Source organism: Janibacter sp. GXQ6167 (genome assembly GCF_041365945.1).
Classification (GTDB): domain Bacteria; phylum Actinomycetota; class Actinomycetes; order Actinomycetales; family Dermatophilaceae; genus JBGFSK01.
The window spans coordinates 51,053-76,523 of sequence record NZ_JBGFSK010000010.1 but is presented as its reverse complement, the minus strand read 5'-3'; the positions used below and the strand labels follow the sequence as shown (position 1 = coordinate 76,523).

The 25,471-nt window shown below is 68.9% G+C and carries 23 protein-coding genes; 13 read left to right on the top strand and 10 right to left on the bottom strand.

Translation table 11 applies throughout. The features are described 5' to 3' along the window. On the top strand, window positions 1-528 hold the full coding sequence (locus AB8K43_RS13795; RefSeq protein ID WP_370894783.1) for a 2'-5' RNA ligase family protein: 528 nt from the start codon (window positions 1-3) through the stop codon (window positions 526-528). Here AB8K43_RS13795 and AB8K43_RS13790 read toward each other — a convergent pair. Continuing rightward, window positions 525-1,682 (bottom strand): glycosyltransferase family 4 protein, encoded by a 1,158-nt coding sequence (locus AB8K43_RS13790; protein WP_370894782.1) that lies wholly within the window; start codon window positions 1,680-1,682, stop codon window positions 525-527. The genes AB8K43_RS13795 and AB8K43_RS13790 overlap by 4 nt on opposite strands. Window positions 1,683-1,766: 84 nt before the next feature. Then, window positions 1,767-2,876, bottom strand: a complete 1,110-nt coding sequence (locus AB8K43_RS13785; protein WP_370894809.1) for an ABC transporter substrate-binding protein — start codon at window positions 2,874-2,876, stop codon at window positions 1,767-1,769. Between the two features lie 268 nt (window positions 2,877-3,144). Between AB8K43_RS13785 and AB8K43_RS13780 the strand changes: the two genes are divergently transcribed. From AB8K43_RS13780 to AB8K43_RS13730, 11 genes are all read left to right on the top strand, one after another. Further along, complete coding sequence (locus tag AB8K43_RS13780) at window positions 3,145-4,245, top strand: mannose-1-phosphate guanylyltransferase (protein ID WP_370894781.1); 1,101 nt, start codon at window positions 3,145-3,147, stop codon at window positions 4,243-4,245. Between the two features lie 67 nt (window positions 4,246-4,312). Further along, a complete protein-coding gene (locus tag AB8K43_RS13775; protein WP_370894780.1) occupies window positions 4,313-5,515 on the top strand; it encodes an amidohydrolase in 1,203 nt (400 codons plus the stop codon). A 129-nt stretch (window positions 5,516-5,644) separates the two neighbouring features. Then, window positions 5,645-6,712, top strand: coding sequence for a BMP family protein (locus tag AB8K43_RS13770; protein ID WP_370894779.1), 1,068 nt, complete (start codon window positions 5,645-5,647; stop codon window positions 6,710-6,712). A 252-nt stretch (window positions 6,713-6,964) separates the two neighbouring features. Then, the gene (locus tag AB8K43_RS13765) at window positions 6,965-8,425 is read left to right on the top strand and encodes an ABC transporter ATP-binding protein (RefSeq protein ID WP_370894778.1); all 1,461 of its coding nucleotides are present in this window, start codon (window positions 6,965-6,967) and stop codon (window positions 8,423-8,425) included. Beyond that, on the top strand, window positions 8,422-9,534 hold the full coding sequence (locus AB8K43_RS13760) for an ABC transporter permease (RefSeq protein WP_370894777.1): 1,113 nt from the start codon (window positions 8,422-8,424) through the stop codon (window positions 9,532-9,534). Before AB8K43_RS13765 ends, AB8K43_RS13760 begins: the two co-directional genes overlap by 4 nt. Then, window positions 9,531-10,796 (top strand): ABC transporter permease, encoded by a 1,266-nt coding sequence (locus AB8K43_RS13755; protein WP_370894776.1) that lies wholly within the window; start codon window positions 9,531-9,533, stop codon window positions 10,794-10,796. Before AB8K43_RS13760 ends, AB8K43_RS13755 begins: the two co-directional genes overlap by 4 nt. 4 nt (window positions 10,797-10,800) lie before the next feature. Further along, window positions 10,801-11,211, top strand: coding sequence for a cytidine deaminase (locus AB8K43_RS13750; protein ID WP_370894775.1), 411 nt, complete (start codon window positions 10,801-10,803; stop codon window positions 11,209-11,211). A 72-nt stretch (window positions 11,212-11,283) separates the two neighbouring features. Then, window positions 11,284-12,564 (top strand): thymidine phosphorylase, encoded by a 1,281-nt coding sequence (locus AB8K43_RS13745; RefSeq protein WP_370894774.1) that lies wholly within the window; start codon window positions 11,284-11,286, stop codon window positions 12,562-12,564. Next, window positions 12,564-12,980 carry a hypothetical protein gene (locus AB8K43_RS13740; RefSeq protein WP_370894773.1) on the top strand — a complete coding sequence of 139 codons (417 nt, stop codon included), beginning with the start codon at window positions 12,564-12,566 and terminating at the stop codon, window positions 12,978-12,980. The genes AB8K43_RS13745 and AB8K43_RS13740 overlap by 1 nt, the downstream gene beginning before the upstream one ends. A 44-nt stretch (window positions 12,981-13,024) precedes the next feature. Then, a complete protein-coding gene (locus AB8K43_RS13735) occupies window positions 13,025-14,947 on the top strand; it encodes a hypothetical protein (protein WP_370894772.1) in 1,923 nt (640 codons plus the stop codon). A 45-nt stretch (window positions 14,948-14,992) separates the two neighbouring features. Continuing rightward, window positions 14,993-16,195, top strand: a complete 1,203-nt coding sequence (locus AB8K43_RS13730) for an adenosine deaminase (protein WP_370894771.1) — start codon at window positions 14,993-14,995, stop codon at window positions 16,193-16,195. On the opposite strand, the gene AB8K43_RS13725 is transcribed toward AB8K43_RS13730, so the two are convergent. Next, entirely contained in the window at window positions 16,158-16,991 is an 834-nt protein-coding gene (locus AB8K43_RS13725) for an RDD family protein (RefSeq protein ID WP_370894770.1), read from the bottom strand. The genes AB8K43_RS13730 and AB8K43_RS13725 overlap by 38 nt on opposite strands. 83 nt (window positions 16,992-17,074) lie before the next feature. Here AB8K43_RS13725 and AB8K43_RS13720 point away from each other — a divergent pair, with 83 nt between their 5' ends. Then, window positions 17,075-18,070: a stage II sporulation protein M gene (locus AB8K43_RS13720; RefSeq protein ID WP_370894769.1), complete on the top strand. Its 996-nt coding sequence runs from the start codon at window positions 17,075-17,077 to the stop codon at window positions 18,068-18,070. A gap of 53 nt (window positions 18,071-18,123) precedes the next feature. Here the strand turns inward: AB8K43_RS13720 and AB8K43_RS13715 are convergent, their stop codons facing one another. The 7 genes from AB8K43_RS13715 to deoC form a co-directional block, all read right to left on the bottom strand. Further along, window positions 18,124-19,050 (bottom strand): hypothetical protein, encoded by a 927-nt coding sequence (locus AB8K43_RS13715; protein WP_370894768.1) that lies wholly within the window; start codon window positions 19,048-19,050, stop codon window positions 18,124-18,126. Between the two features lie 102 nt (window positions 19,051-19,152). After that, complete coding sequence (locus AB8K43_RS13710; protein ID WP_370894767.1) at window positions 19,153-20,448, bottom strand: DUF58 domain-containing protein; 1,296 nt, start codon at window positions 20,446-20,448, stop codon at window positions 19,153-19,155. After that, on the bottom strand, window positions 20,448-21,491 hold the full coding sequence (locus tag AB8K43_RS13705) for an AAA family ATPase (RefSeq protein WP_370894766.1): 1,044 nt from the start codon (window positions 21,489-21,491) through the stop codon (window positions 20,448-20,450). Before AB8K43_RS13705 ends, AB8K43_RS13710 begins: the two co-directional genes overlap by 1 nt. After that, window positions 21,488-22,696 carry a DUF4350 domain-containing protein gene (locus AB8K43_RS13700; RefSeq protein WP_370894765.1) on the bottom strand — a complete coding sequence of 403 codons (1,209 nt, stop codon included), beginning with the start codon at window positions 22,694-22,696 and terminating at the stop codon, window positions 21,488-21,490. The genes AB8K43_RS13705 and AB8K43_RS13700 overlap by 4 nt, the downstream gene beginning before the upstream one ends. Continuing rightward, window positions 22,693-23,352, bottom strand: coding sequence for a DUF4129 domain-containing protein (locus AB8K43_RS13695; RefSeq protein WP_370894764.1), 660 nt, complete (start codon window positions 23,350-23,352; stop codon window positions 22,693-22,695). Before AB8K43_RS13695 ends, AB8K43_RS13700 begins: the two co-directional genes overlap by 4 nt. Continuing rightward, complete coding sequence (locus AB8K43_RS13690; RefSeq protein ID WP_370894763.1) at window positions 23,339-24,628, bottom strand: hypothetical protein; 1,290 nt, start codon at window positions 24,626-24,628, stop codon at window positions 23,339-23,341. The genes AB8K43_RS13695 and AB8K43_RS13690 overlap by 14 nt, the downstream gene beginning before the upstream one ends. Window positions 24,629-24,655: 27 nt before the next feature. After that, window positions 24,656-25,429 carry a deoxyribose-phosphate aldolase gene (gene deoC / locus AB8K43_RS13685; protein ID WP_370894762.1) on the bottom strand — a complete coding sequence of 258 codons (774 nt, stop codon included), beginning with the start codon at window positions 25,427-25,429 and terminating at the stop codon, window positions 24,656-24,658. Window positions 25,430-25,471 lie beyond the last annotated feature (42 nt).

Here is a 25,471-nt window from a genome sequence, read left to right as displayed (position 1 = left end):
ATGATGACGACCATCGGTGTCTCCGTGTCGATCCCGCAGCCATGGGGTGACTTCCTGCAGCGCCAACGCGAGGACTTCGGTGACCCCCTAGCCTCGGCGGTCCCGGCCCACGTGACGTTGATGCCTCCGACCGACGTCTCGGAGTCGCTGCGTCCGCTCTTCGAGGAGCACCTGGAGCGGGTCGCGAGCGCGCACGCCCCCTTCGAGATGGTCTTGCGTGGCACCGGTACCTTCCGGCCGACGAGCCCCGTCGTCTTCGTCCAGGTCGCCAAGGGCATCCCATCCTGCGAGCGGCTCGAGTCGCACGTGCGATCCGGTCCCGTGCCGCGGCCCCTGGAGTTCAACTATCACCCCCATGTGACGGTCGCCCATGCCGTCAGCGAGGAGGCGCTCGACTCGGCGTTTAACCGCCTCGCCGACTTCGAGGCCGCGTTTGTCGTCGATGCCGTGCACCTCTACGAGCACGGAGACGATGGCGTGTGGCGACCCTGCCGCCGGTTCGCGCTCGTCGGCGCTGCGGCGGGCTAGGCCGCGCGACTCAGCGCAACGGCCCGATAGTGCTCGACGAGGCGCTCGGTGAGCGCCGACCAAGAGCGCGGGGCGACCATCTCGGCCCCGGCCTCGCCCATCCGAGCGCGTCGGGCCGGATCATCGACGATCTCTTCGACCCAGCGGGCCAGATCGCCGCGCACCTCGGGGTCGAAGAGGAAGCCCGTCTGCCCGTGGCGGACCAGGTCCAGCGGACCCCCCTTCGCTGGCGCGACGACCGGTAATCCGGCTGCCGCAGCTTCCTGCAGGGTTTGCCCGAAGGTCTCCTTGGTGCCCGTGTGCACGAAGATGTCGAAGGAGGCGTACGCGCGGGCGAGATCGTGGCCGGTGCGTGGGCCGAGGAAGGCCGGTGGCAGATTCGGGCGGTGCCCGCTGGTGGCCACCGCCTCGGCGAGACGGGCGCCGAGTTCGCGACGGCTGGGTCCTTCGCCGACCAGCACCAGACGGGTGCCGGGGACCTGAGCGAGCTCGACGAGCCGGTGCAGCTCCTTCTCTGGAGCGAGCCGCCCGACATAGCCGAGAAGCACCTCGCCACGCGGAGCGAGGGTACCGCGCAGAGCGATGGTGGCGGGATCGTCCTTCCACCGCGGGTGGAAGAGAGCGGTGTCGACGCCGCGCCCCCACAGTGCCGTGCGCGGCACATCGTGCGAGCGCAACTCATCGAGGGTCGGCTGCGAGGGAGCAAGGGTGAGGTCGACCCGGCTGTGGATCCGGCGGACCCAGCGCCAGGTGAGGTCCTCCGCCCTCCGCCCGAGCGCCCCGGGTCCGTGCTGGCGCACGTAGCTCGGCATATCGGTCTGATAGATCGCCACGGTTGGCATGTCGAGGCGCTGCGCGTGGTGTTGGCCATGGGCACCGACGAGGAAGGGGGAGGCGAGGTGGACGACATCCGGGCGGAACTCCCGCAGGGCCCGGTTCATCGCTCGGGTCGGTAGTCCGGCCCGGAAGCCGCGCACGGGGAATCCGGGCAAGGGCCGCACGGTGTGCCCGGCGTAAGACCGGGGCCCGGGGCCGGGCGCGATGATCGTGGCCTCATGCCCCTGCTCGCGCAGGCACTCGGCCACGCGGCACACGCTCGTGGTGACGCCGTTGAGACTCGGGAGGAAGGATTCGGTCGCAATCGCTACTCGCACGTAAGTAAGCGTCGCGAGGCCGGACAGAGCGAAGGTGACGAGCGCAGGCGCGTCGGGTGAGCATCAGGTGACGCCTCGGGGGTGTCACTCCGGTGGACGACTCGGCATCACGAGGTCCCGGTAGCTGTGTGGGTCGAACTGGTATTGACCATTGACCAGGGTGTTCGGGGGGACGAGCACGAAGTCCTCACCGGTGACCGTCGGCCGGTGGAGATCGGCGGTGAAGGCGTAGGTTGGCAGGACGATCGTGGACGCGCGGCTTTGGACCTGCGGGTCCTCGAGCGCTCGCGCGAGAGCCTGCGCGTCGTCTGCTGACCCCACCTCATCGGCGGCGGCCTTGATGAGGTGGATGGCATCCCACGGGTAGGCCTCCATCAGGCTGGCGTCGGCGGGAAGTCCGCCCGCGCCCTTCATGAGCGTGACCGCACGTTTGACCTCAGGTGGGTTGTCATAGTTCCGGGCACTGCGGTAGACGAGGACGCTGACTCCGCTGTTGCGTTGATCCACGCGGCGGACCCGCATGACGTCGTCATTCAACACATCGACCGGGCCAGCCCAGCCGAGGTCTTCCTTGGCTTCAAGGACTGCGTCAAGGCGGTGACCTTCATCCCAGTAGAGCACGGTGTCGACCTTCTTCGCCTTCAGCGAGCGGAGCGCGCCACGCGGCCCGGTGGGACCGTCGAACTGCTCCGTGCCGACGAGCGTGAAGGGGCTCCCCTTCAGCGCGGCGGCGATGTCGTCCTGCACGGATGTGGCCCCGGAGAGACTCTCGGTGAGCAGCCCGATCCGCTTGGCGCCTCGCAGCTTCAGGTCCTCTTCAAGCCCGTCGCCGATCCGGGTTCGCTCAGGAAGCATGTCGAAGTTCAGCGGGTACTTCGCTGGATCGGCGGTGTCCCCGGCCGTTTGGCCATTAAAGGACAGGATCTTCGCGTCTCGTGCGACCGGAAGGGTGATCGCTGGCACCACATCGCCCACGGTGAGGTGGGCATCGACCCCGCCCTTGTCGATCAGCTCTTGAAGGGGCTTTTCCGACTCGGAGGCGACGCCATGGTTGTGGAGGACCACAAGTTCGGCGGTGCGACCGGCGATCCCGCCCTGACGGTTCACATCGCCGATCGCGGCCTTCGCTGCGGCCTGGGCCATCTCGCCTTGGGCCTGTTCGTTCCTGTAGGAAGAGGTAAGAGTTGCCGTCATCGCGATGAGATACGGCTTGCGATCCTGCGAAGTGGACGGGCTGCCCGCAGGTCCAGTCGGTGCGCTCGGCGAACACCCGGTAGCGAGGGACAGCGCAGCGATCGCCGCGAGCGCCCACATCCGTTTCACATGATCCCCTTCGGCCTGCTCGGTCGGTCTTAAGGACCGATCCTCACACGGGGCCGATCCCCGGTCCATGGGGAGAGATCCCCTCTCGATGGGCTGGCGATGGCCAGGAAGCGGGCGCAGGGCCGGTAGGTTGCGGGCCATGAGCGAGCGCGTCACCGGCCTGGGTCCGATCGATAACTTCTGGGCAGTCGTCCCGGCCGGGGGTGCTGGCACCCGCCTCTGGCCTGTGTCACGAGCGGGCTCCCCGAAGTTCCTGCACGACCTGACCGGAAGTGGGGCCACCTTGATCCAGGCGACCGTCGAGCGGCTGCGCCCGCTCGCGGGGGAGCGGGTGATGGTCGTGACCGGGGCCGCCCACGCCGAGGCCGTTGCCGAGCAGCTTCCGGACGTACCCCGCGAGCAGATCGTCGCCGAACCCTCGCCCCGCGACTCGATGGCCGCGATCGGCCTGGCCGCGGCCCTGCTCGGGCGAGACGATCCCGACGCCGTGCTCGGCTCCTTCGCCGCCGACCACGTGATCACCGGCCCGGAGGCCTTCGCCGCGGCGGTCCACGAGGCGGTCGATGTCGCCCGCGAGGGCTACCTCGTCACGATCGGGATCGAGCCCACCTTCCCGGCGACCGGCTTCGGGTACATCCAGGAAGGCGCGCGGCTGCCGGGTCACCAAAGCGCCGCGCGGGTCCGCCAGTTCGTCGAGAAACCCGACGCCGAGCGCGCCGCGTCCTATCTCGCGACGGGCGAATTCCGGTGGAACGCAGGGATGTTCGTCGTGCGCGCGACGGTCCTGCTGGATCTGCTCGCCCAATGGCATCCGATGCTCACCGCTGGCCTGCGAGCGATCGCCGCCGATCCGGCTCGCCTCGGCGAACTCTGGCCGACGCTGACCAAGATCGCGATCGATCACGCCGTGGCCGAGCCCGCCGCCGATATCGGGCGCGTGGCGGTCGTGCCGGGCGCCTTCGGCTGGGATGACATCGGCGACTTCAAGTCGCTCACCGAATTGCTGCCGAAGGGAGATGGTCCAGTCACCGTCGTCGGCGACCCAGAGCAGGTTCAGACCATCGACTCCGCCGGCCTGGTCGTGACGAACTCGGGGCGCCTCGTGGCCCTCGTCGGGCTCGATGATGTCGTCGTGGTCGAAACCGATGACGCGCTCCTCGTCGCGAGCCGCGAACGCGCCCAAGACGTCAAGCAAATTGTCGAGGCGCTGAAGGCCGCTGGCCGCGAGGATCTGACCTAAATCTCCCGTCGTGGGGTTTCGGACCGCCGGGAGAAGGGGGCCGGGCCGTGAGTAGAGTGATCGGTTGATGACCGCACCACTCGCCCCGACGCTTCTGCGTGCCGTCGACGCCCTCCTGCCCGAAATCATCGACTTCCGTCGGGACCTCCACGCCCACCCGGAATTGTCCTTCCAGGAGTTCCGCACGACCGAGAAGGTCCGTGAGCGCCTGACCGCCGCTGGCGTGCGGGTCAGGTCGGTGACCGAGACCGGACTCATCGCCGATCTTGGCGCCGAGGAGCCCGCCCGTCGGGTGGCTCTGCGCGGCGACATGGACGCCCTGCCCATCCGCGAGCGGACCGGGCTCGACTGGTCCTCGACAACCGATGGCGCCTGCCACGCGTGCGGCCACGACGTCCACACCTCGGTGCTCTTGGGCGCCGGACTCGCGCTCGCCGAGGTCGCGGACGAACTCGCCGAGCGTCAGGTGGGCGTCCGACTGATCTTCCAGCCGGCCGAAGAGGCGATGCCGGGCGGCGCGGAGGCCTACGTCGAGGCCGGGATCATGGACGGGGTCGATACGGCCTACGCGGTTCACTGCGATCCCTCGCTCGACGTCGGCCAGATTGGCTTGAAGGAGGGGCCGCTCACCGCCGCCGCGGACCGGGTCAAGGTCACCCTCGGCGGTCGCGGCGGACACACCTCCAGGCCGCACCTCACCGAGGATCTCGCCTTCGCGCTCGCGAAGGTTATGACCGAGGTCCCCGCAGCGCTCTCTCGGCGGGTCGACCCGCGCAGCGGCCTGGCCCTCGTCTGGGGCGAGATTCACGCCGGGAACGCCGCCAATGTCATCCCCGCCACCGGCACCGCTAATGGCACCCTGCGGGTCCTCGACGCGACGATCTGGGAGGAAATCGAGCCACTGCTGATCGATGTCGTCGAGCATGTCGTGGCCCCCTACGGCGTCCGTGCTCGCGTGGACTATGTCCGCGGGGTGCCGCCCGTCGTCAACCACCCTTCCGCGGTGGCCGCCCTCGGCCGCGCGACGATGGCCGCCGGCCTGGCTCCGGTCTCGACGGCCCAATCGCTCGGCGGCGAGGACTTCGCCTGGATGCTCCACGAGGCACACGGGGCGATGGCCCGCCTCGGGACCCGCACTCCCGGGGGGCCGACCTACGACCTCCACCAGGGAGATCTGATCATCGACGAAGGGGCAGTGCGAGCCGGGATGTCCCTGCTCACCCTCGTTGCCGCGGGGGAGTGGACCCGCGTCGGAGAGTCGCACCTCTAACCGGCGGCCGAGGCGTCAGCCCCCTTCGCGCCATCGCGGGTTGGTAACAAGTCAGGATCGTTACCCCGGAGTGCACTGTGGCCCGCGCAGCGCCACGTACCATCCCTCGATGGGCGTGATTACGCCCCCATGAATACCCCTGTGAAGAAGGAGTGCACCTTGCGTCACGCGATGAAGGTTGCAGCAGTCATGTCGGTCGGGGCGCTCGCCCTCTCCGCGTGCGGCAGTTCCACGTCGACCGACAGTGCGAGCGGTAACGGTGGCGAAGGCTCGAAGGTCAAGGCGTGCCTCGCGTACGACGTCGGTGGTCGCGGCGACCAGTCGTTCAACGACTCCGCCGCCAAGGGCCTGGACAAGGCCAAGACCGACCTGGGGGTGCAGGTTGCCGAGGCCGAGGCCAGCCAGGGTGAGAACGACGCCGCCCGTCAGGAGCGGCTCAACGCGCTGGCCGAAGACGGCTGCACGAACATCATCGCCGTCGGGTTCATCAACGCCAAGGCAATCGGAGCCGCGGCCAAGGAGAACCCCGACGTCCACTTCGCGATCATCGATGACGCCTCCGCTGACTCCAAGGGCGACAACGTCGCGCAGTTGACCTTCGCTGAGAACGAAGGCTCCTTCCTCGTCGGCGCCGCCGCGGCCCTGAAGTCCAAGAGCGGCAAGATCGGCTTCATCGGCGGCATGGACGTGCCGCTGATCAACAAGTTCCAGGCGGGCTACGAGGCCGGCGCCAAGGCCGTGAACCCCGACATCAAGGTCGAGACCAAGTACCTCGCCGATGACGGTTCCGGCTTCACCGACCCGGCCAAGGGCCGCACCGCCGCCGAGGGCATGTACGACAACGGCGCCGACGTGGTCTACCACGCCGCCGGTGGTTCGGGCGCGGGAGTCTTCAGCGCCGCCAAGGCGAAGGGCAAGCTCGCTATCGGTGTCGACTCCGACCAGGCCGTCACGGCCGAAGAGAGCGTCCGCGATGTCATCTTGACCTCGATGGTCAAGAATGTCGACGTCGCCGTCTTCGACGACATCAAGGCGTCGGTCGACGGCAAGCCGCAGTCCGGCAACATCGTCTTTAACCTCAAGGACGGCGGCGTCGGCTACTCGACGACCGGCGGCAAGGTTGACGACATCAAGGCCAAGCTGGACGACTACCAGAAGAAGATCGAGGACGGCGAGATCACCGTCCCCGAGAAGTAAGTCGTCTCGTTTTTTCATCTGTCATTGGGCGGATGAAGGGGGCTCGCCTCGCGACCGGGAAACCGGCGGCGGGGCGGGCCCCGTCGTCGGTACCGCACGTGTCATAGCGGCGAGGAGAACATCATCAGTAACGCCACGACGGACGCGCCGACCCGTGATGGGGTCCCTGCCGTCCACCTGACGGGGATCACCAAACGCTTCCCCGGGGTCATCGCGAACCAGGATGTCGGTTTCACCGTCCAGCGCGGCACGGTGCACGCCATCGTCGGCGAAAACGGCGCGGGCAAGTCCACCCTGATGAAGATCCTCTACGGGGTGCAGCGCCCGGACGAGGGCACGATCGAGGTCGACGGAGAGAAGGTCGAGCTCAGCACCCCCGCCGATGCGATCACCCACGGGATCGGCATGGTCTTCCAGCACTTCATGCTGGCCGACAACTTCACCGTCTTCGAAAACGTCGTCCTCGGCGCCGAGAAGTTGCACGGCATCGGGGCCGCCGCCCGGGCCGAGATCCAGCGGATTTCCTCGGAGTACGGGCTGGGAATCGACCCGGATGAGTTGGTCGAGCACCTTGGTGTCGGCGCCCGTCAGCGGGTCGAAATCCTCAAGGTGCTCTACCGGGGCGCGCGGATCATCATCCTCGACGAACCCACTGCGGTGCTCGTCCCCCAAGAGGTCGACGAGCTCTTCGCCAACCTGCGCGAACTCAAGCGCGAGGGCCTCACGGTCCTGTTCATCTCGCACAAACTCGACGAGGTCCTCTCGGTCGCCGACGAGATCACGGTCATCCGGCGTGGAACGACCGTGGCGACCGTCGACCCGGCATCGGTCAACGCGCGCCAGCTCGCCGAACTCATGGTCGGCTCGGAGTTGCCGACTCCCCAGACCGAGGAGTCGACGGTCACCGATCGCCCAGTGCTCCAGGTGAAGGGGGTGAGCCTCGCAGGCTCGGCCCGTGCAGGTCGCGACCTGCTGACCGATGTCTCCCTGACGATCCACGCAGGCGAGGTCCTCGGGATCGCCGGTGTGGAGGGCAACGGCCAGGATGAACTCATCGATGTCGTGATGGGGATGCGCGAGCCCACGTCCGGCGAGGTCTGGCTCGAAGACACCGACATCTCGACCTGGGGTGTGCGTCAGATCCGCGAGGCCGGAGTCGGGTACATCCCGGCCGACCGCCACCGCCACGGTCTGCTTCTCGATGCGCCGCTCTGGGAAAACCGCATCCTCGGTCACCAGACCGAGGCTCCGAACGTCAAGGGCCCACTCATCGACGGCGCGGCCGCTCGTGAGGACACCGAACGCATTGTCGCTGCCTACGACGTTCGGACGCCGAGCATCCACGTGACGGCTGGATCCCTCTCCGGCGGCAACCAGCAAAAGCTGATCGTCGGTCGCGAGATGAGCCACCACCCCAAGGTGCTGATTGCCGCCCACCCCACTCGCGGCGTCGACGTCGGTGCCCAGGCGGCCATCTGGGACCTGGTGCGCGATGCCCGTCGCGAAGGCCTCGCGGTGCTGCTGATCAGCGCCGACCTCGAGGAGCTGATCGGCCTCTCCGACACGATCAAGGTCATCCTGCGCGGCCGGATCACCGGTGAATTCGACCCTGACACGGTGACGAGCGAAGAGCTCGGTGGGGCGATGACCGGCGCCAGCGGCGATGATGCACCCGCTGCACCCACGAACGAAGAAGGGGGTGCGCGGTCGTGAAGGAACGCTTCAACCTGCGCCGCATCGGCCTGGCGTTGATCGCGCCAGTGCTTGCCTTGGTCGTCGCCTTCATCGTCACCTCCCTCGTCCTCGTTGCCGTCGGGGACCCGGTCGGAGACGTCTGGGCTGCGCTGCTCGATCGGCCGCGACCGCGCTCGATCGTCAACATCATCAACAGCGCCTCGGTCTACTACCTTTCCGCGATTGCGGTGGCCGTGGGCTTCCGAATGAACCTGTTCAACATCGGCGTCGACGGCCAATACCGCATCGCGACCTTCGCCGCTGCCCTCTTCGCCGGCAACGGCTGGCTGCCCGGGCCGCTCAATGTCGCCGTGGCAATCCTCATCGCGATGGTGACGGGAGGCCTCTGGGCTTCGATCGCCGCATGGCTGAAGGTGCGACGCGGAGTCTCTGAGGTGATCTCGACGATCATGCTCAACGCCATCTCGGCCGGTCTCGTCGGCTGGGGTCTTCGCACGGTCGGAGAGCGCGCGCCGGGAAGTAACACGATCAGCACCCGGGAGATCCCCGCCAGCTCTCAGTTGGAGGGCTTCGCCTGGGTCCCGGGTGCGACCGGGAAGGTGTTCACGCTCTCCCTGCTCGCTGTCGTCGTCGGCTTCGTGTACTGGTTCGTCATCAACCGCACACGCTTCGGCTTCGATGTCCGCGCGACCGGCCGGTCCGAGACTGCGGCCGTCGCGAGCGGCGTGAAGGTGCCACGGATGGTGATGGGCGCGATGATCGCCTCCGGCGCCCTCGCTGGCCTGGTCGGGATGCCCGCCCTCTTCGGCCTGGACCACTCCTATGGCCTGAACTTCCAGTCGGGGATCGGGTTCATCGGGATCGGGATCGCCCTCCTGGGTCGCAACCACCCGATCGGGATCGCCTTCGCGGCGCTGCTGTGGTCCTATCTCGACAAGAGCAGCGACAGCCTGCAACTGAAGGCAGGGGTCGCCCCCCAACTCGTCTTCATCATCCAAGGCGTGATCCTCTTCGCGGTCGTCATCGCCTACGAGGTCGTGCGCCGGATCGAACGTCGGATGGAGCAGACCGAGGTCGCGCGACAACTGCGAACCGAGCGGACCGAGAAGGAAGGGGCGCCGGCATGAGCACGGGTCTGAGTGTGGGGACCGACGTCGTCCCGCAGGAGCCGAGCACCCGCCGCCGCCTGCCGTGGTGGACGTCGATGGCGGTCGTTGCGGCCGTCCTGATCGTGCTCTCCCTGGTGCGGATCCTGACCGGCCAGGCGGACATCTCCTCTTCAGGCACGCTCGGCGCGGCCCTCGCGCTTGCCGTGCCGATCGCGCTCGCCGGTCTCGGCGGTTTGTGGTCCGAACGCGCGGGAATCGTCAACATCGGTCTCGAGGGCATGATGATCCTTGGGACGTGGGGCGCCGCCTTCGGCGCGATCAACGGCGGCCCGTGGGCGGGAGTCCTCGGGGCGATCATCGCCGGAGCCGTCGGCGGCGCGATCCATGCGCTCGCGACGGTCTACTTCGGCGTCGACCAAATCGTCTCGGGTGTGGCGCTCAATATCGTCGCGGTCGGGGTCGCGACCTATCTCGCTTCGCGCTTCTTCTCCGGGCTCGAAGGGGGCGGCGCGACCCAGTCGCCGCCGCTGCCCGGCCTGCCTCGGATCACGATCCCCGGGGTCTCCGATGCTCTTGGGACCGTGGAGGAGCAGGGGTGGTTCTTCGTCTCGGACCTTGCGGCCCTGCTGCGGGCCCTCACCACCGGGGTTTCGATCCTCACGATCATCGCGATCGTGCTCGTCGTCGGGACGTGGTGGGTGCTCTGGCGCACGACCTTTGGCCTGCGCCTGCGCTCATGCGGTGAGGCACCGATCGCCGCCGAGACGCTCGGCGTCAACGTCTATAAGTACAAGACGATCGCCGTGCTGATCTCCGGTGGCCTCGCCGGTCTCGGCGGCGGTTTCCTCGCCATGGTCGCCTCGAACCACTTCCGCGAAGGGCAGACGGGGGGCCGCGGGTATATCGGTCTCGCCGCGATGATCTTCGGCAACTGGCGCCCCGGTGGTCTGCTCGCCGGCTCCGGCCTCTTCGGCTTCATGGACGCCCTGCAATTGCGTGGTGGAGGCGCGGCACTCCACGCGCTGCTCCTGGTCCTAGCGCTCCTCCTCGTGGGGCTTGCCATCTGGCAGTGGCGTCGCGGGAATCGAATCCAGGCCGGCATCGCGGCCGTGACCGCGGTCCTGATCGTGGTCGCCTTCGTCATGCTGGAGACGATCCCGGAGGACTTCACCAAGTTTGCGCCGCACCTCACGACGCTGCTCGTCCTCGCCTTCGCCAGCCAACGCCTGCGGATGCCGGCGGCGGACGGCAAGGTCTATCGCAAGGGTGAGGGACACTAGGGCCATGACGACGCCCGCAGCGCAGCCCCCTTCGATCGACTGGGAAGCGCTGCGCGCTCTCGCCGTCGCGGCCATGGAGCGGGCGTACGCGCCGTACTCGCGCTTCCCGGTTGGAGTAGCGGGCCTCGTCGACGACGGCCGGACGGTCTCGGGGTGCAACGTCGAAAATGCCTCCTACGGGCTGGGCCTCTGCGCCGAGTGCTCGATGGTGAGCGAACTTCTCATGACCGGTGGCGGTCGGCTGGTCGCCGTCTGGTGCGTCGATGGCAACGGCGAGACTCTGATGCCATGCGGCCGGTGTCGGCAGTTGCTCTGGGAGCACGGCGGTGCGGAGTGTGTCCTGCAGACGCCGAAGGGGTTGCAGCGCATGGACGAGGTGCTGCCGCAGGCCTTCGGCCCGGACGACCTGGATTGACCCCCTTCCTCTTCGGAAGCGACGAGGTGAAGGGGGCGGCGCGATCGTGGCCCTTCGTGCCAGGATGGGGCAATGAGTCAGCACGATGCCGTGGAGATCATCTCGACCAAGCGCGACCGTGGGGAGTTGAGCGACTCCCAGATTGACTGGGTCATCGATGCGTATACGCGCGGTGAGGTGGCCGACGAGCAGATGTCCTCGCTCGCCATGGCGATCCTGCTGAACGGCATGAATCGGCGCGAGATCGCCCGGTGGACCGCGGCGATGATCGCCTCGGGGGAGCGGATGGACTTCTCCTCGCTGACGAACCCGACGTCCGACAAGCACTCGACCGGCGGGGTCGGCGACAAGATCACCCTGCCGCTCGCGCCGCTCGTGGCGGTCTTTGATGTCGCGGTGCCGCAGCTGTCCGGGCGCGGCCTCGGGCACACCGGCGGGACGCTCGACAAGCTGGAGTCGATCCCCGGGTGGGACGCCTCGCTCAGCAATGAGCAAATGCTGCGCCAACTCGAAGAGGTCGGCGCCGTGATCTGTGCGGCCGGGTCGGGACTCGCCCCAGCAGACAAGAAGCTGTACGCCCTGCGCGATGTCACCGGCACCGTCGAGGCCATCCCGTTGATCGCGAGCTCGATCATGAGCAAGAAGATCGCCGAGGGGACCGGCTCGCTGGTCCTCGACGTCAAGTGCGGCACCGGCGCCTTCATGAAGACCGAGGACGACGCGCGCGAACTCGCCCGCACCATGGTCGATCTCGGGACCGATGCGGGAGTCCACACCGTCGCGCTCATGACCGAGATGTCGACCCCGCTCGGGCTCACCGCCGGCAATGCGATCGAGGTCCGCGAGTCGGTCGAGGTGCTGGCCGGCGGCGGACCGAAGGATGTCGTGGAGCTGACGGTGCGTCTCGCCGAAGAAATGCTCGAAGGGGCCGGGCGCGGCGGCCAGGATGTCGCGGCAGCGCTACACGATGGCCGGGCCATGGACGTCTGGCGGGCGATGATCTCGGCTCAGGGCGGTGACCCCGACGCCGAACTGCCGGTCGCCAAGGAGTCCGAGACCATCGTGGCCGAGCGCGACGGGGTGCTGACGCGCCTTGATGCCATGGCCGTCGGCGTTGCGGCCTGGCGGCTCGGCGCGGGTCGAGCCCGCAAGGAGGACCCCGTGCAGGCCGGTGCCGGAGTCGAGATGCACGCCAAGCCCGGCGATACCGTCCGCAAGGGCGAGCCGCTCATGACGCTGCTCACCGACACCCCGGAGCGCTTCGAGCGGGCCCGTGCTGCTCTCGACGGCGGTTGGGATATCGGCGACACCGCGCCGGAGCTGCGCCCGGTCGTGATTGACACCATCAGGTGATGTCGAGCGCTCTGCAGGCCCCTTCGACTCCGGTCCGGGCCGGAGCTAGCGTGGCCGCGGGTCTCGCGGTGGCGCTGATCCAGGCGGTCGCCTTGATCGTGATGACCAGCGCCCCGGGGCGGTTCGTCCTCGACGTCGCCCTCGTTGCGCTGCTCACCGCGGGCGCCACCTGGTGGTATCTCGGTCGCGACGGTGCCTTCTTCTGGGGGTTGTGGGCTCTGGTGGGCTGGCTCTTCGCCGGCTTTGCCGCCATCGGAATCCTGCTCGCCATCGTCGGCGGAGAGCCGATTGCCTCGATCCCGGTTGCTGGCTTTTATTACGCGCTGTACACGGGCGTGCTCTTCCTTGGAATCCCCGCAGCGGTCCTCGCCATCCTGGTGGCGGATTGGCGGGTCGGCCGTGCGAAGAAGTGGTGAGGCGTCGCGCGGTCCTGGTCGGTTGAACTAGAAGGGGGTAATCCATGGCTCAGGTGTGGCGTGAGTTGGTGGGGGAGCCGTTGGAGCGGGTCCGCGCGAGCGCGCTTCCGGCGTTGTCTGAGGCGGGGATCGAGCCTGCCTCCTACACCTACCTGATGGTCGGTGGTTTGGAGATGGTCCGCGGCGACTCCTCCGACGAGGTGTTGCAGGAGTGGATGGCGGGGAAGGTTCGGCCGTCGATGAAGGCCGAGCGGGAGCGTGAGATCGCCGAGGGTGGGTGGGGCTGGTTTTGGTATCGGGTCGAGGCTGATGCCCCGCGTGGGCTGCTCTCGGTGTGGGTGTCGGCGGATCCGCCCCCGCTGACCGGGACCGACGGCGAGCTCATCCCCTTTCGTCAGCCTGGCCGGTATATGAGGGAGCTCACGTGGCACCCGCGGGATGCGTCGCGGGTGCCGGGGTGGATGAAGGTGGAGCTGGCGGTGGTGGGGGCCTGGGATCTGGTGGCCGACGAGCCGCGGTTTACCGACCGCAGAGAGTCGACGGGTACGCCGCAGACGCCGGAGGGTCTCGGGGTGGAGCCTCCGGCAGGCGCTGAGTTGGCGTGGGGTCGAGCGGAGGGGACGACGCCGCGGGGGTTTGCCGAGTACGACCGGGTGACAAGGGAGTGCGCCCGCCGGGTGGCCCGTCGCGAGGACCAGGGTGTGGATGTGACGTGGCGTGAGTTGGCGGGGGAGCCGTTGGAGCGGGTCCGCGTGGGCGCATTAGCGGCGTTGCGCGAGGCAGGGATCGCGCCAGCGTCCTACACGTATCTGCTCGTCGGCAGACTGGGCATGGTTCGAGAGGACCCGCCCTACGAGGGTCCGGAACGCGCCACGGCCCGCAAGGTCCTGCCGTTCCTCGAGGCTGAGCGAGAGCGTGAGATCGCCGACGGTGGGTGGGGTTGGTTCTGGTCTCGCGTTGAGGCTGATGCCCCGCGCGGGGTGCTGTCCGTGTGGGTGTCGGGGGATCCGGCCCCGCTTGTTGAGCTGGACGGTGACCGCAGTCCGTTCCGCGAACCGGGTCTTTACGTCTCGGAGCTGCTGCGGATGCCGCGGGATGCCTCGCGCGTGCCGGGGTGGATGAAGGTAGAACTGGCAGCGGTGGGGGCGTGGGATCTGGTGGCGGATGAGCCGCGCTTTACCGAGCGCCGGGAGCCGACGGGCAAGCCCCAGACTCCCGAGGGTCTCGGCGTGGAGCCTCCCGAGGGGGCGGAGTTGGCGTGGGGTCGAGCGGAGGGGACCCCTTCGCGGGGAGTCGCCGAGTACGACCGGGTGACAAGGGAGTGCGCCCGCCGCGTGGCCCGCGGCGAGGGCCAAGGCGGTCTGTGGGCGAAGGTCCGCTCCGTCCTCGCTGGAGACCGGCGGTCGCCGGCACCTGCGGCCGCGGGGTCGGACGACCGATTCGCGCCCGACCACGCGATGACGGGCGATGTGTTCGAGGGGTTCGCTTCGCGGTGGGCTGTGTTGGCGGGGCGGTTTCCGGAGCTGGTCAGGATGGTTGATGGGGTGGATGTCGAGGCGGGGGTGGGGGTGGCTCCTGTGTTCCGGGAGGCGGCAGCGGCATTTCCGGGGGTGGAGGTGGCGTTGTGGGAGTTTTCGTGGTTGACCGGTGCGGATGAGTCCTCCGAGGAGGTGGGTTCGCGTCGTAGTCAGCAACCGCTGATGTGGCATCAGCGTCAGGGTGTGGTCGTGCGGGTGGATCCTGAGTCGGGTGCTGCTGGTGAGGTGGTGGCGGTCTCCGAAGGTGATGTGGTGGTGATTGCTTCGGGGGTGGTGGAGTTCTTCGATCGCCTGACGGGGTTCGCCGAAGAGGTACTGCCTCGGGCATGGGAAGAGGCAGGTGAGGCCGCCGAAGGCGACGCTGAAGGTCGGGTCGAGATTGCTCGAGAGATCGTCGGCGACGAACTCCAAGAAACCTTCTCGTTCTAACGGCGCGAGCCGACACGTGGCCCGCGGGCCCCTAGAGTGTCCGGGGTGAGCCAGACCACCACGCAGCAGCCCTCCACGACCCCCTTCGTCCTCGATGAGGCCGGCATCCGCAGTCTGCCGAAGGCCCTCCTGCACGATCATCTCGATGGTGGCGTGCGCCCGTCGACGGTCCTGGAGATCGCCGACGAGATCGGCCATGAGTTCCCGGTGAGCGGAGCAGACCGCACCGTCGAGGGGTTGGCCGCGTGGTTCCGCGATAGTGCGGATTCGGGGTCTCTTGTGCGGTACTTGGAGACCTTCGAGCACACCGTCGCGGTCATGCAGAGCGCCGATGCGCTGCGCCGCGTGGCTCGCGAGAGCGTCCTCGACCTCGCCGCCGATGGCGTCGTCTACGCCGAGAGCCGCTATGCGCCCGAGCAGCATCTCGAAGGGGGACTGCGACTCGAGGAAGTCGTTGAGGCCGTGAACGCAGGCTTTCGCGAAGGGGAGGCCGAGGCCGCCGCCGCCGGTACCCCGATCCGGATCCGCGCCCTGCTGACCGCGATGCGCCACGCCGCCAAGTCGCGAGAGATCGCCGAACTCGCCGTGCGCTACCGCGACCAGGGCGTTGGTGGTTTCGACATCGCCGGGGCCGAGGCCGGGTACCCGCCGAGCCGCCACCTCGACGCCTTCGAGTACCTCGCGCGCGAAAACGCCCACTTCACCATCCACGCGGGCGAGGCGTTTGGCCTCCCGAGCATCTGGGAGGCCCTCCAATGGTGCGGGGCTGACCGGCTCGGCCATGGTGTGCGGATCGGCGACGACATCGAGCTCGTCGGCGCCGGACGAAGTGGCACCACGGTCACCGACGATCCGGGGCTGGCGAATCGGCTCGCCGCCGAGGATCCCTCTGCGCTGCGCCTCGGCCGCCTGGCCTCCTATGTCCGAGACACCCGCGTGCCCCTGGAGATGTGCCCGCACTCCAATGTCCAAACGGGAGCCGCGCCGTCGATCGCGGAGCACCCGATCACCGCGCTCGCCAAGCTCCGCTACCGCGTCACGCTCAACACCGATAACCGGCTCATGTCCGATACTTCGATGACCAAGGAGATGCACGCCCTCGTCGACCAGGCGGGGTGGGATCTTGATGACCTGCGCTGGGTGACGGTCAACGCGATGAAGTCGGCCTTCCTCCCCTTCGACGAGCGGCTCGAGCTCATCGAAGGCACGATCAAGCCCGCGTACGCGGCTGCAGCGGGTCAGGGCTGATCAGGCGCTCGCGGACCGCCCGGTCCCGCGCGAGCCGGTCAAGGTCGCGGCGGCGGCGCTCGGCGAGCACCGCCGCGAGGACGGCCTCCCGCGGGGATCCGATCGGGGGCGGGGGAGAGACGTATTCGAGCACGGCGCTAAGGAGCCCCGAGCCGGTCTGCTCTCGGGCCGCCGGGGTCATCGTGGCGAAGCGGCCGAGGTACTGGCGAACCGCGATGGAGAGCCCGCCCGGGAGCGTCGCGATATCCGCGGTACGCGCCCACGCCTCCAGCCTCGGCGGCATCTGAGGCGGCGGAGGGAGCGTCATCGATCGGCGCTCGGTGATCACGTAGGTGCCGGCCGTGAAATCGCCGAGCCGGCGTGATTTCGAGTCGATCATTTCGCTGAGGACCATCGGCAGACCCATCAGCATCCAGCCCTCGATGAAGCCCACGAGACCGCGGGTCAGCGCGTGCCGGAAGCGGATCGGCCCACCGTCATCGCGGACGGTGCGTAGCCCGAAGATGAGTTTGCCGACCGTACGGCCGCGCAGCAGGGTCTCCTGAACGATCGGCACCGCCACGAAGGACACGATGATGATCAGGATTGTCGCCGCGCCGGTGACCGCGTCCGAGCGACCGAAGAGGAGGTAGATCGAGGCGATGACGCTCGCGATAAAGACCCCGATGGAGATCGCGGCATCGATCAGGGCCGAGCCGATCCGCATCACGAATCCGGCGACCGGCAACTCAACCGCCACCCCTTCGCTGGTGACCTGGTCATCGGTCGCGTAACTCGACCCTGCGACGGAGCTCAAACCGCTCACCCCCTTCGTCTCATGCGGTCTTCGTGGCTCGCGCCCACCTTAATCGCGGGCGGGACTCACGTAGGCTGCGACGCGTGGACCTCGACGCCTTCATCGCGGTAAACGCGCCGCACTGGCGGCGGCTCGATCACCTCGTGCGTCAGCGGCGCCTGTCCGCGGCCGAGGCCGACGAACTACTCGACCTCTATCAGCGGGTGTCGACCCACCTGTCGGTCGTGCGCACGGCGAGTCCGGACCCGAGCATCGTGAGTTACCTGTCGAGCCTGCTCGCCCGGGCGCGCGTCCACGCAGCCGTCTCACCGCCGGGGAGTTGGGCCGCGGTCGGGGGCTTCTTCACGCACCAGTTGCCGGGCACGCTCTACCGGATGCGCCGGTGGTGGATCGCCGTCTCGCTCGCCTGCCTCGCGCTGATCGTGCTCGCGACGCTGTGGACGCTGCAGCATCCCGAGGTCTACACGAGCCAGTTGACGCCCGCGGAGATCGACGCCTACGTCAACACCGACTTCGAGAACTATTACAGCGAGTACGCGCACCATGAGTTCGCGACGCTCGTGTGGGTCAACAATGCCTGGATTGCCGCGCAGTGCATCGGCGCGGGCGTCCTTGGCCTCCCGGTGCTCTACGTGCTCTATCAGAACTGTGTCGCCGTGGGCGCCGCGGCTGCGCTGATGATCGACCACGGACGCGCAGACCTCTTCTTCGGGTTGATCCTCCCCCACGGCCTGCTCGAACTCACGGCGGTGTTTATCGCCGGCGCGGTCGGGCTGCGGCTCTTCTGGTCGTGGGTCGAACCGGGTCCTCGGACTCGCCTGCAATCCCTCGCCGCCGAAGCGCGCGCCTCGATGGTCGTCGCGCTCGGGCTCGTGGTGGTGCTCCTCATCAGCGGAGTGATCGAAGGCTTCGTCACTCCCTCGTCCCTGCCGACCTGGTCCCGGATTGGCATTGGGATCGTCGCCGAGGTCCTCTTCTTGACCTACGTCTTCGTGCTAGGGCGTCGGGCAGTGTCCGAAGGGGTGACCGGTGACCTCGGCGAGCGCGACCGCGGCGCCCTCGACCCCATCACCGGCTGATCACCCCCTTCCTCCCCGGTTCGAGGTAATCCGACGGCCTATAGAGCGTCGTATTACCTCGAACCAGAGCGCAGCGCTCGTTCGAGTTGATCGAGGAAGAGGTCCGGTGCTAAGCGAAGACCCATGAGGTCGATCCGCAGCACCCGATCGCCCGCGATCACCACCTCGTTCGCGCGCAAGTGGTCGAGCATCACGGCCAGCCCCTGAGTGTGGCCCGACCCGTCGACCTCGAGGACCAGTCGTTGCTCGCGCCATCGCGCGTCCAGATAGATCCGGCCGCGGGGTCCTCGCATCACGACTTGGCGCTCGGGGGGCGGCAGCCGACGGGACCGGCACATCGAGGCGACATCGAGCTCGCCGAGCGCCTGTGCTCCATCGCTGACGTCGGCCACGATCCGTCGGATGAACGCGCGGCGGGTTCTGCCTCGCGCGAGGTCCACCGCGGCCTGCAGGTCGGCGGCCGAAACGAGGCGTTGCTGAATCGTCATGGCCAAGATCAACGCCGCCTGGCGGTCGCTGACCGCCCAGTGGGCAGCGCGCACCGCCGCGATCGCGGGTGTGGTCCGCGGGAGTCCAGCGGAGCGGATATGGGCTGTCAGCTGGCGACCCACCTTGTGAATGACCACTCCTTCCACGGGGCGGACCGAGGCGGTGTGCGTCACCGAGACATGGATGGCCGCATCCCGATAGCCGGTCAGCCCCGCGGCGTGGAGTGCGCTCACCCCGTCCAGCACCGCGATCCGCGCACCGACCTCCCACACCGCGGACCAGCGACGCGCCTCTTCCGATAAGGAACCCGTATGGGTCGCAACGGTTTGGCGGCCATGACACCGCCAGCGGCGCGACTCCACCTGGTGGCGGACATGGTCAGCGCTGATGCCGAAGGCGCGAAGGTCGGCCCGCGAGATCACGCCGCCTCGAAGGGAAGCCTCCTCGGTCGCAGCTCGGTATCGAGCCTGGAGCAACTGACGTGGTGTCACGACCTCCAGAGTCTCGGGTCCGCGGTCGCCGAGGGCTCCGTCAGCGCGGGCCCGTGGACGATCAGGCCGGTCACGAAGCGACGGTGGAAAAGCGCGAGAGGGCTAGAGGAGGCCGTGGGATTTCAGGGCGAGGTAGTGATCGGCGAGCTGCGGGGGAAGGGAGTCGGGGTCGCCTTCGATCACGCTTACCCCGATCCGCCGCAGCCCCGCGGCGGTCGCCTCGCGCAGTTGAGTGGTGCGCTCAGCGGCGACGGCGTCATAGACCTCGGCCAGGGTGTCCCGCTGCGCGCTCATCCGGCCCAGTTCGGGATCGCTGACCGACGCGAGCACGACCCGGTGGCGGGCGGCGAGCGCAGGCAGGACGGGCAGCAGACCCTCTTCGATCGCGGACGGCTCGAGCGGAGTAATCAACACGACGAGCCCGCGCTGGCTGCTCGCCTGGGCAACCTCGGAGGCGAGCGCCGACCAATCAGCTTCGACGAGGCTGGGTTCGACATCGGCGAGCGCATCCACCGCTGCACTCAGCAGCTCGGCGCGATCATGACCGGTAATCCGGGCGTGGACCTGACGATCGCCAGCGATGATGTGGACGCGGTCCCGGGCGTGGCCGGCGAGCGCGACGAGCAACAGCGCGGCGTCCATGCCGGCATCGAGTCGTGGGACATCGCCGATGCGCCCGGCGCTCGTGCGGGAGGTGTCGATCACGATGATCACCCGGCGCTGCTCCTCCGGCCGCCAGGTCCGCACGACCGGGTGTTGGCGTCGGGCCGTCGCGCGCCAGTCCAGGCTGCGGACGTCGTCGCCGTCGACATAGTCGCGCAGCGAATCGAACTCGGTCCCCTGTCCCCGCGTCCGCAGCGCCGCGCGACCGTCGAGTTGGCGCAGCGCCGCCAGTTTGGAGGGGATGTGGCGACGCGCGCCGAAGGGGTGCAGCACCCGCAGGACCCCGGGCACCTCGATCGAGGACTGTCGCGCTGCGAGCCCGAGCGGACCCCGCAGGCGGATCGTCACACGGTCGGCGTGGCGGTCTCCTCGGCGGGTCGGGAGGAAGTGGGTGACGACGCGGACTCGTTCACCCGGCGGGATGTGCAGCGATTGCCCGCGCTCACGCTGCCCAGCCGAAGGGGGCCAGGCGTCCCGGACGAGCCCGCGAACCCCGCGCCCGGTCGGGTTCGCGATCACGATCTCGGTCTGGGCGCGCTCGCCGAGGCGCACTCGGGTGGTGCGAACGGGTCGCGCCACCTCGAGCCCCGCTGGCGTGGGGGCGAGGAGCAGATCGAGCGCCACGAGCGCGGCCACGAGCGCCACCCAGAGCCAGACGGTGCCGACGCTCGGGCGTAACACGACCGGGACGGCCCCGATGAGGAGCAACCAGACGACGCGGTGGGTGAGGGCCATCAGCGGGGGACCGGCACCGCCGCCAGGGCACTGTCGAGCACCTGGGCGACCTTGACCCCTTCGATCTCGGCCTCGGGACGCAGCCCGATCCGGTGCGCGAGGGTGGCCTGAGCGAGCGCCTTCACATCATCCGGCGTGACGTAGCCGCGGCCGTTCAGCCAGGCCCACGCCTGGGCGGTGCGCATCAGCGCCGTCGCGCCACGCGGGCTGACGCCCAACTGCACCGATGGCGATTGGCGGGTCGCGCGCGCGATATCGACGATGTAGCCGGTCACGGCATCACTGATCGCTACCGAGCGCACGGCGCGCGCCCCCTTCGCCAGGTCCTTGCCGTTCGCCACCGCCTCGACTCCGGCCGCCGCCAGATCGCGCGGGTCGAAGCCGGACGCGTGCCGCAGGAGCACCGAGATCTCATCCGAGCGCGGCGGAAGGGGGAGGACGAGCTTGAGCAAGAAGCGGTCGAGCTGGGCTTCGGGAAGGGGGTAGGTGCCCTCGTACTCGACCGGGTTTTGGGTCGCCGCGACCATGAAGGGGGTCGGCAGCGGGTGGGGCTCGCCGTCGATGCTCACCTGGCGCTCTTCCATCGCTTCGAGCAGCGCGGACTGCGTCTTGGGAGGGGTCCGGTTGATTTCGTCGGCGAGGAGCAGGTTGGTAAAGACCGGTCCGCGCCGGAAGTGGAACTCGGCGCTCCCGGCGTCGAAGACCAAAGATCCGGTGAGGTCACCGGGCATCAGGTCGGGGGTGAACTGCACGCGCCGGGTCTCGACGTCGAGCGCCGACGCGAGGGTGCGGACCAGCAGGGTTTTGGCGACACCGGGTACCCCTTCGAGCAGCACATGCCCGCCGCAGAGCAACCCGATGAGCATTCCGGTGACGGCGGCGTCCTGCCCGACGACGGCCTTGCCGACCTCGGCGCGCACGGCGAGGAGCGCAGCCCGAGCGTCCTCGGCCTCGCTGGTGGGGCTCGAAGGGGGTGCCGTCGGGTACGGCGGATCCGCCGGAGGCGTCCCTGGAGAGGGAGGGGGTGGTTGGTGGTCGGTCATCTGCGGCGCACCCTTTCGTTGAGGTCCATGAGGTCGCGGGCGAGGTCGAGGAGCACCTCGCGGTTCGGGGGAGTCGGCCCATGCAGCAGGCTCTCGATACGGTTCGGATCGTCACCGGTCACGGCGACGATCGCGGTGATGAGCGCTGCCGGAGGTTCGCTGGGGGTGACGCCAAGACGTCGGCGAAGGGCGTCGATGCTGCGGGTGCGAAGGATCGCGGCTGACCGCTCGCGATCGTCGGCGCGGCGGTAGAGGGCGGCTCGGCTCTGCGTGGTCTCGATGGCCCGCACAACCACCGGGAGCCGCTCCGGGACGAGGCGCCCGAGACGGCGCCCACGAACGACGGCCAACGTGACGACGGTGATGCCGAGGAGCAGCATCATCGGGTAGAGGGCTCGCGGCTGGCCATCATCGGGACCGCCCGTCGTGCCATACGCATCGGTCAAGGTGGGGTAGTACCAGAGGAGCCGCGGGCTGGCACCGAGCGCGCGGATCGCGACGCCGGCGTGGGCGTCCTCGGTGATGTGTCGGTTGCTGAGGCCCGAGACGGCGCCGATCACGACGGTGGTCGGGCGGTCGCTCTCGGCCGGCACGATGGCGACCGCACCCCCTTCGGACGGAGGGGTTCCGAGGACCCGGAAGCACACGGAGACAGCGGGATCGGTGCTCGCGTACGAGCCGTCAGCGCTGTTGACGCGATCGCCTGCGCGAACGATCCCATCGGTGGCCCCGGGGTCGCATTCGGCTTCGTAACGCCCGCTCGGTGGGGAGCCTCGGGTGAGTGGGATGCGCATCGCGTCCAGGATGTCCTGGCTCGGGATCAGCACGACGAGACGGTCGGCATCGCGGGCGGCCTCTCGCACCGTGCGTGCGTTGGTCTCGGTCAGCAAGTCCGTCCCGGAGACGACGACGGTGGTCCCGGGACCGGGCGCGCGATCACGCACCTCGGAGGCGGTCCCGACCTGCTCGACGGCGACACCGCGCTGCCGCAGGACCTCGGCGAGAGCACGGCTGCCCGTCGGCCCAGCGCTCGATGGGTCGAGGGGGTTGTCCGTCCTGGCCTCACCAAGGCTGAGGATCGCGAGGAGGGCGAGGCCGATGATGCTCAGCACCACGACGATGATGCGGGCCCGCCAGATCGATGCGCGACCGGTGTGCGGCGTGCCCTCAGCCTTCTCGGTCCGGGGCAAGGTCGGCGCGGTCACCTCGTCCCCCCTGCGCCCGGCGTCGGCAGGAGACCAAGCGGGGAGAGCGCGGGGCGGGCCGTCAGCAGGCGGGCCTCGAGAGCGAGCAGGCGCTCGGCGGCCGCCGCATCGGCGCGGTCATCGCCGTAGCGCACGGCGTCGAAGATGTCTGCGGCGGTGGCGAGTTCGCTCCCTTCGGCGGGGAAGGCGGAGGCCAGAGCGATGGCGACCTCGTGCGCGGTGAGGCCCGGCAGGTCCGGCAAGATCGTGCGCTCCGCAGCGCCCCGAGCTATGGCCCGGTAGCCCTCGATGACTGCCGTATTCCAATCGCTCGCGGTCATCGCAGCGCGGGCCAGCTCCCGGTGCTCGGCGGCGGTGTGTTCGCTCCCGCCGAGCACGTCATGGTCATCACCGCTCCGGGAGGTCGCCGGTTCACGACGCATCTGCCAGACGATGAGCGCGATGATCGCCGCGATGATCACGAAGAGGACGACCCAGAGCACCTCGGTGGGAGCGCCGACCTCGCTGCCGCGCGTCAGTTGTCGGTTGAGCCAATCGACGAGGCGGTCGAAGAGGCTGCGCTGGTCTTGATACGGCGCCTTGCGCAACTCCTCGACGAGCCAGTCGCGCGCTTGCCCCGACGACGGGTCGAGCGGCGGTCCGTCAGCGAATCGCATCGGCGGGCGGTCCGAGGTCGACGCCGTCGGCGGTGAGATCGCTGCCGCGCTGGGTCGCGTCGATGATCCGCACGTCGAAGGCCTCGCGGCGGAAGCGTTCATCGATGTAGAGCAGGGCATCGACGCCGGAGGTGAAGGGGGCCGTGAGGGCCCCGGCGACGACACTGGCGATGCCGGTGGTGACGACGAGCCCGATGGCGAAGGTCGAGGGATCACCCGAACCGAAGGCGAAGGCGCCGATGGCGACCAACGCGAGCGGAAGGGTGATCACCGAGACGACCATCGAGATCACGAGCGAGGTGAGGAGCCGGATCCCGAGGATGCGCCACATCTCCTTGCCGCTCGTGAGTGACCATGACCGCGAAAAGCCGCGGAAAACTCCGACCCGCTCGATCGAAATCGCACTGGTGACGAAGGCGAGGCGGGTCCACAACCAGAGGTAGAGGACGAAGAGGACCAGCGCCCCCGCGAGCAGCGCGAGCACGCCGAGCCCGATGGAGCCGCCGTCTCCATCCGCCGCGACCAGCAGCGCGATGCCCGGACCCAGGAGGAGCGCGATGAGAAGGAGGGACCCGACGAAGGTCAGGGCCGTGGCACCGATGGCCGGGAGGATTCGGCTCGAGGTCGCCGCCCAGACCTCGGCGATCGTGGTCTTCCGCCCGGTGACCGCCACCAGGATGACTCGCGCGAGGAAGACTGCCAGCAGGGCCGTCACGATGATCGAGCCCAGGGTCGGGATCTGGTTGATCAGGTCGACGCTCGTGAAGGCCGCGCTGCTCTCCGGCGATTCGCTCAGCCAGTCGCCCGAGATGGTGGTCTGGCTCGCGAGATACGCGGCCAGGGCGACGAGCGGGACCAACACGACGAGGTTGACGACGAAACTGAGTCCGATCGTCGCCCCCGCATTGCCCCGGACGGCCTTGAACACTCCGGAGTAGATGTCACCGAGGCGCAGGGCGCGAAGGGGGACGATGCCGGGTTGGAAGCTGGCGGCGCCCCATCCGGGCGGAGCGTGCGGCGGAGGCGACCCAGAAAACGGGCCTGCCGGATCGGGCGTCCCCGGATGGCTCGGCATCCCCGAGTGCCCGGTGAAGGGGGGCGCAGAAGGGGGCGGACCAGGGTCAGCAGGCGGCGCGCCACCATCTCCTGGCGGGATCGGGGCGTTGCCCGGGAAGGGGGTTGGGGCGGGGTCGGTCGGCGGACTCGGTTCGCTCCCTTCCCACGGTCGCGTCGGATCTTGCGGCTGGCTACCGGGCGCGGTCCATGGATCGCTCACGCTTGTCCCCCCTTCCCCGGGTGTCGATTAATAGCCCTGCGGTGCGATAGCCGGGGCCACCGCGCCGGGCTCAGGCACCACCAGCGTGCCCAACGCATCGAGTTCGCGGGCCTGGGTGAGCAGCGCCGCGGTGCTGGACGTGCCGATCCGGGTGACGCCCTCGGCGAGCATCGCGAGGAGGGTCTCGATATCGCGAACCCCGCCCGAGGCCTTGACCTGCATGGACTCCGGAGTGTTGGCGCGCATGAGGCGCACGTCGGGGAGGGTGGCGCCGCCCCCGGCAAATCCGGTCGAGGTCTTGGTGAAGTCGGCGCCGGCGTCGCTCGCCGCGCGGCAGGCGGCCACCTTCTGGGAGTCGTCGAGCAGGGACGTCTCGAGGATGACCTTCACGATGACACCGGCGTCATGTCCGACCTCGACGACCGCGGCGATGTCATCACGCACGGCGTCCAGGTCACCACCGCGCAGGCGGCCGATGTTAAGGACCATGTCCAGCTCGGTCGCACCATCGGCGAGAGCCTGGCGCGACTCGGCGACCTTCGCGGCGGTCGACGTGGTGCCGTGCGGGAAGCCGATGACCGTGCACACGCGGGTCGGGCTGCCCTCGACCTCGGCGATCGTCTCACCGGCGAGCGTCACATCGCTCGGGCGCACACATACGCTCCAGATGCCCTCGGCGGCGAGTTCACGGACCGAGGCGGCGACCTCTTGCGGCGTGAGCTCCGGCTTCAGCAGCGCGTGGTCGATCAGGTCGGCAACGTCGTGGACCGTGACGGTGGTCCCGGGTGTGAAGCGGGTCATGCTCGCACCCTATGCCACGTGCGGCGGTCACCGCGGGTGCCC

What these genes read in the sequence shown, in the direction of transcription:
- AB8K43_RS13705 (WP_370894766.1), bottom strand. Translation starts at nt 21,491, where the DNA reads ATGACCGACCACCAACCACCCCCTCCCTCTCCAGGGACGCCTCCGGCG.
- AB8K43_RS13785 (WP_370894809.1), bottom strand. Translation starts at nt 2,876, where the DNA reads ATGACGGCAACTCTTACCTCTTCCTACAGGAACGAACAGGCCCAAGGC.
- AB8K43_RS13775 (WP_370894780.1), top strand. Translation starts at nt 4,313, where the DNA reads ATGACCGCACCACTCGCCCCGACGCTTCTGCGTGCCGTCGACGCCCTC.
- AB8K43_RS13755 (WP_370894776.1), top strand. Translation starts at nt 9,531, where the DNA reads ATGAGCACGGGTCTGAGTGTGGGGACCGACGTCGTCCCGCAGGAGCCG.
- AB8K43_RS13750 (WP_370894775.1), top strand. Translation starts at nt 10,801, where the DNA reads ATGACGACGCCCGCAGCGCAGCCCCCTTCGATCGACTGGGAAGCGCTG.
- AB8K43_RS13780 (WP_370894781.1), top strand. Translation starts at nt 3,145, where the DNA reads ATGAGCGAGCGCGTCACCGGCCTGGGTCCGATCGATAACTTCTGGGCA.
- AB8K43_RS13735 (WP_370894772.1), top strand. Translation starts at nt 13,025, where the DNA reads ATGGCTCAGGTGTGGCGTGAGTTGGTGGGGGAGCCGTTGGAGCGGGTC.
- deoC (WP_370894762.1), bottom strand. Translation starts at nt 25,429, where the DNA reads ATGACCCGCTTCACACCCGGGACCACCGTCACGGTCCACGACGTTGCC.
- AB8K43_RS13740 (WP_370894773.1), top strand. Translation starts at nt 12,564, where the DNA reads ATGTCGAGCGCTCTGCAGGCCCCTTCGACTCCGGTCCGGGCCGGAGCT.
- AB8K43_RS13745 (WP_370894774.1), top strand. Translation starts at nt 11,284, where the DNA reads ATGAGTCAGCACGATGCCGTGGAGATCATCTCGACCAAGCGCGACCGT.
- AB8K43_RS13770 (WP_370894779.1), top strand. Translation starts at nt 5,645, where the DNA reads ATGAATACCCCTGTGAAGAAGGAGTGCACCTTGCGTCACGCGATGAAG.
- AB8K43_RS13710 (WP_370894767.1), bottom strand. Translation starts at nt 20,448, where the DNA reads ATGGCCCTCACCCACCGCGTCGTCTGGTTGCTCCTCATCGGGGCCGTC.
- AB8K43_RS13695 (WP_370894764.1), bottom strand. Translation starts at nt 23,352, where the DNA reads ATGCGATTCGCTGACGGACCGCCGCTCGACCCGTCGTCGGGGCAAGCG.
- AB8K43_RS13795 (WP_370894783.1), top strand. Translation starts at nt 1, where the DNA reads ATGATGACGACCATCGGTGTCTCCGTGTCGATCCCGCAGCCATGGGGT.